6 protein-coding genes are annotated in these 4,150 nt (G+C 45.5%); all 6 read left to right on the forward strand.

Going from position 1 to position 4,150, the window contains the following annotated elements:
* Window positions 1-34: 34 nt before the first annotated feature.
* Window positions 35-1,150 (forward strand): NADH:flavin oxidoreductase, encoded by a 1,116-nt coding sequence (locus tag O9139_RS25785; protein WP_270884637.1) that lies wholly within the window; start codon window positions 35-37, stop codon window positions 1,148-1,150.
* A gap of 312 nt (window positions 1,151-1,462) precedes the next feature.
* Window positions 1,463-1,987 (forward strand): TetR/AcrR family transcriptional regulator, encoded by a 525-nt coding sequence (locus tag O9139_RS25790; protein WP_270884635.1) that lies wholly within the window; start codon window positions 1,463-1,465, stop codon window positions 1,985-1,987.
* A 248-nt stretch (window positions 1,988-2,235) separates the two neighbouring features.
* Entirely contained in the window at window positions 2,236-2,559 is a 324-nt protein-coding gene (locus O9139_RS25795) for an NIPSNAP family protein (protein WP_270884636.1), read from the forward strand.
* A gap of 27 nt (window positions 2,560-2,586) precedes the next feature.
* A complete protein-coding gene (locus O9139_RS25800) occupies window positions 2,587-3,129 on the forward strand; it encodes an NAD(P)H-dependent oxidoreductase (RefSeq protein ID WP_270884631.1) in 543 nt (180 codons plus the stop codon).
* On the forward strand, window positions 3,126-3,758 hold the full coding sequence (locus tag O9139_RS25805; protein ID WP_270884632.1) for a DsbA family oxidoreductase: 633 nt from the start codon (window positions 3,126-3,128) through the stop codon (window positions 3,756-3,758). Before O9139_RS25800 ends, O9139_RS25805 begins: the two co-directional genes overlap by 4 nt.
* A gap of 102 nt (window positions 3,759-3,860) precedes the next feature.
* A partial coding sequence (locus O9139_RS25810) for an NAD(P)H-dependent oxidoreductase (RefSeq protein WP_270884633.1) occupies window positions 3,861-4,150 on the forward strand: 290 nt, incomplete at its 3' end.

Here is a 4,150-nt window from a genome sequence, read left to right on the forward strand (position 1 = left end):
TGAATTACAGGAGGAACTCATAGTGAAAGAAATCATGAAGCCCCTTTTTAAATTATTTGAGTCTGAAAAGCTTTCCCTGAAAAATCGAATCGTGATGGCCCCATTGACACGCTCTTTCTCGCCAAACGGTGTTCCTGGAGAACATGTAGCACAATATTACCGTCGTCGTGCAGAAAATGAGGTTGGTCTTATTATCACGGAAGGAACCGTAATCAACGACCCTGCAGCATCTGGTGATCCTGATGTTCCACGCTTCTACGGTGAAGATGCTCTTAATGGGTGGGCAAGGGTCGTTGAAGAAGTTCATGCTGCAGGTACAAAAATCGTACCCCAAATTTGGCATGTCGGTATGACACGCGCATCGGACGATTACTGGACGAAGTCGGACAAACTTCCAAATCCCGAAGCGCCGGCGGTAGGTCCATCGGGAATCGAGGTTTATACAATGGACAGGACCTCAGAACCAATGACTGAAGATAGAATCCAATCCATCATTGCTGCCTATGGACAAGCGGGGGCAGATGCGAAACGACTTGGGTTTGACGGTGTTGAAATCCATGGTGCACATTCGTACCTTATCGATGAATTCTTCTGGGATAAAACGAACCAGCGAACCGACAAATACGGCGGGGATCTTGTACAAAGAACTCGATTCGCTGTTGAAGTTATTGAGGCTGTGCGCAAGGCTGTCGGTCCAGATTTCCCAATCATTTTCCGGATGTCGCAATGGAAGCTCGGCGAACATCGTTCAAATCTTTTTAATACTCCGGATGAACTTGCTTTGTTCCTTCGACCGCTAGTTGATGCCGGTGTAGATATTTTCCACATTTCGACCTATCGTTTCTATACGCCTGAATTTGAAGGCTCGGAACTTAACCTTGCTGCTTGGGTAAAAAAACTGACGAATAAACCAACAATTGCAGTTGGCTCTGTCGGCTTAACTAGCGACCTTTCATCTGCAAACGTAGAGGGTAGCGTTGAAACAAACTTGAAGAAGCTTTCAGACGATATTGAAAGGGAAGCGTATGATCTGATTGCAGTTGGCCGTGCTCTGCTGGCTGATCCTGCATGGGTCACTAAGACTCGCGATGGCCGTACGAATGAAATTATTCCATTTCACTTCCCGGAATCGTTGAAAACATTGTCCTAAAAATTAATTGATCGTTGAATAACGAAGGCAATAGATGAAGACGATACGAGTTCAGTGTTAGTGTTTAACCGAAGTGCTAAGCATATTAACTGCGTGAAGATGTGCCTTTATCTTAAGTTTACTTGTTATTATCTTGCCACATCACTTTAAAATAGAGTCATCTCTAGCGTTAGAATTTTAAAATATCGCTCCAGAGTTTATATCTCATAAATGCAGGTGATAATAACCCCGATATAAGGGGAATTGTCCGACCCAATTATTAGGCCATTAAAATCTCTTGACATCTTACCTACTAAAAGATAGAATTCATACATGAACAACAATAACAAAACAGCAGAGTTGATTCTCGATATTGCCCAAGGTCTAGTGCAAGATGTCGGCTTTAATGGCTTCAGCTACTCGCACATTGCTGAAAAAGTCGGTATACGCGCGGCGAGTATACACTACCATTTTCCGAATAAGGAGGATCTAGGAGAATCATTGATTAACAGGTACCATCGCGAGTTCGGCGCTACCATTGCTCAGATCGACAATGAGGCGCAGAACAACTTGGAGAAAATACGCAGATACGTCATGATGTTCAGTATTCCTGTCGGTACGTACTGCACATGCTTGAGCGTAATGCTTGCTTCGGATCTAGCTACTTTGAGTGAGAAGGTTCGTGAGAAGCTTGCCAAGTTCTTCACCGCCAATTTGGCCTGGTTAGAACGGGTTCTCGAGCAAGGACGCAGTGAATGTCATCTTCAATTCAAAGGAACGGCGGTAGCGCAAGCGAAACAGAATATTGGCTTCTCTTCAAGGGGCACAACTCCTTGCAAGATCCTTTCGGGAAGCTAATCGATTCACCTTGATCGCCGAAGGCATCATATCCGCTTTAACGTAACATGGAGAAGAGGAATATTTTTTTGAATCGTTTCTATCTTTTAATAGGTAGAATGAAGCGCAAAATGCTGATTGATGAAATTGCGGATTTACCGTATGAAGCCGAGCAGCCTCAGGGTATGTTGGAACGATAATAAACAACCGATACGATCGGGAGTTAGTGAAACATAAACCACGGTTGAAATTGATTTGGAGGTGATTAGATGTTATACGAGATGAGGATTTACGATGTTACCCCTGGAAAGATGGAGGCTATTATTCAGCGCTTCGATAAGCATGTCGTTGCCTTGTTCGATAAGCATGGGATGACGATCAAGCACTTTTGGGTGGATGCGGATGATGCGAACAACCGCCTATATTATGTCGTTGAGCACCCTGACATGGAGACGCGCAATGGAAACTACGAACGTTTCCGTTCCGATCCCGAATGGATCGAAGCGAAGCGGCTTTCGGAATTGAATGGGCCTCTGACTCAGAAACAGGAAAGTATATTCATGCAAGACGCAGCATTTTTCAAAAGCAACTAAAACAATGAATAGAATGGAGCGAATTCAATGAAAACACTCGTAATCGTAGCACACCCGAACCTGGAAGCATCTAACTGGAACAAAGCGTGGGTTGAGGAACTCAAGAAGCAAGAAGACATCACGATTCATGATTTGTACAAAGAATATCCGAGTGAGAACATCGACGTTAAGCGCGAACAGCTGCTTGTCGAAACGCATGACCGTATCATCTTCCAATATCCGCTTTACTGGTACAATATGCCGCCGCTTCTAAAGAAATGGTTCGATGCTGTACTGTTGTACAACTGGGCTTACGGTCCGGAAGCAACTGCAACAACCGGCAAAGAAATCGGCGTAGCCATCTCGACTTATGGCACAGCAGAATCGTATCAACCTACAGGATCCAACCGTTTAACGCTGGAACAAATTCTAGCGCCAATTCAAGCAAGCGCGCGTTTCATTAGTGCTGTATACCTGCCGCACTTCACGGTTAACGACACATCCGACGTGACACCTGAGCGCTTGGCGCAAAGCAGCAAAGCATACGTCGAGCACATCAAAACGATTAAACCGGTAACGGTGGCGCAATGAAAAATGTAACGATTGACGTTTTTATGGATACGGTGTGTCCATGGTGCCGGATGGGGGATGCAAGCTTAAGAAGCGCGTTGAATGAACTGCCGGAAGGCATGGAAGCTACAGTTCGTTACCATGCGTATCAACTGAATCCCGGCATTCGAAAGGAAGGCGAGGATTACCGTAAAGTTATGGTCAGCCGCTTAGGCGGTCAAGCTCAATTTGAAGCGAGAATGAAGCAATATAATCAAATCGGTGCTCAATTCGGCTTGAAATATAATATGGATTTGGTCAAATATACACCGAATTCAGTGTTGTCGCATCAGTTGATCGCGATTACACCGGTGCACCAGCAATCGCAATTGCTTGAGCGATTGTATACGGCCTATTTTGAAGAAGGCGTTAATCTTGGCGATGTGGACAAGCTCGTGGAAATTGCGCAAGCGAGCGGGGTCACGAATGATCCCGAGGCACTCAAAGCACGGCTCCTCCATGGAGAAGGACTTGGGAAGGTGGAAGAAGGACAGCGCGAGGCACAGAAGCTTGGTATCAGAGGAGTACCTTTCTACTTAATCAATGATAAGCACGCTTTATCCGGGCTGCAGTCGCCTGCCGATCTGATCAGTGCATTCAAGCGGCTGTAAACAGCCGCCGGAAGATTCGTTCAAGGCGATGCTGGCTATCATCCTAGCTGCTCGTAGCGGCATGGTCTTGACTTTAAATATATTAAGCTTGGAGAGATAGCAATGAGATTTTTCAAAAAACTTTTTAATAAGGAGACAACGAATACAACCATGTCAACAAAGGTGAATTTAGCCATTATATATTACAGTTCTAACGGAACAAACTATCAATTGGCCCAATGGGCAGCGGAGGGCGCACGTCAAGCCGGAGCCGAAGTGAAGATCCTGAAAGTCGCAGAAACGGTGCCACAATCCATTGTGGACGGCCAACCCTCCTGGAAAGCTCATCTCGAAGCGACTAAGAACGTACCGATTGCGACGGTAGAGGATTTGGAGTGGGCAGATGCTATTAT

It is taken from the genome of Paenibacillus aestuarii (assembly GCF_027789125.1).
GTDB classification, from domain to species: Bacteria; Bacillota; Bacilli; order Paenibacillales; family NBRC-103111; genus Paenibacillus_E; species Paenibacillus_E aestuarii.

What these genes read in the sequence shown, in the direction of transcription:
- O9139_RS25785 (WP_270884637.1), top strand. Translation starts at nt 35, where the DNA reads ATGAAGCCCCTTTTTAAATTATTTGAGTCTGAAAAGCTTTCCCTGAAA.
- O9139_RS25795 (WP_270884636.1), top strand. Translation starts at nt 2,236, where the DNA reads ATGTTATACGAGATGAGGATTTACGATGTTACCCCTGGAAAGATGGAG.
- O9139_RS25805 (WP_270884632.1), top strand. Translation starts at nt 3,126, where the DNA reads ATGAAAAATGTAACGATTGACGTTTTTATGGATACGGTGTGTCCATGG.
- O9139_RS25800 (WP_270884631.1), top strand. Translation starts at nt 2,587, where the DNA reads ATGAAAACACTCGTAATCGTAGCACACCCGAACCTGGAAGCATCTAAC.
- O9139_RS25790 (WP_270884635.1), top strand. Translation starts at nt 1,463, where the DNA reads ATGAACAACAATAACAAAACAGCAGAGTTGATTCTCGATATTGCCCAA.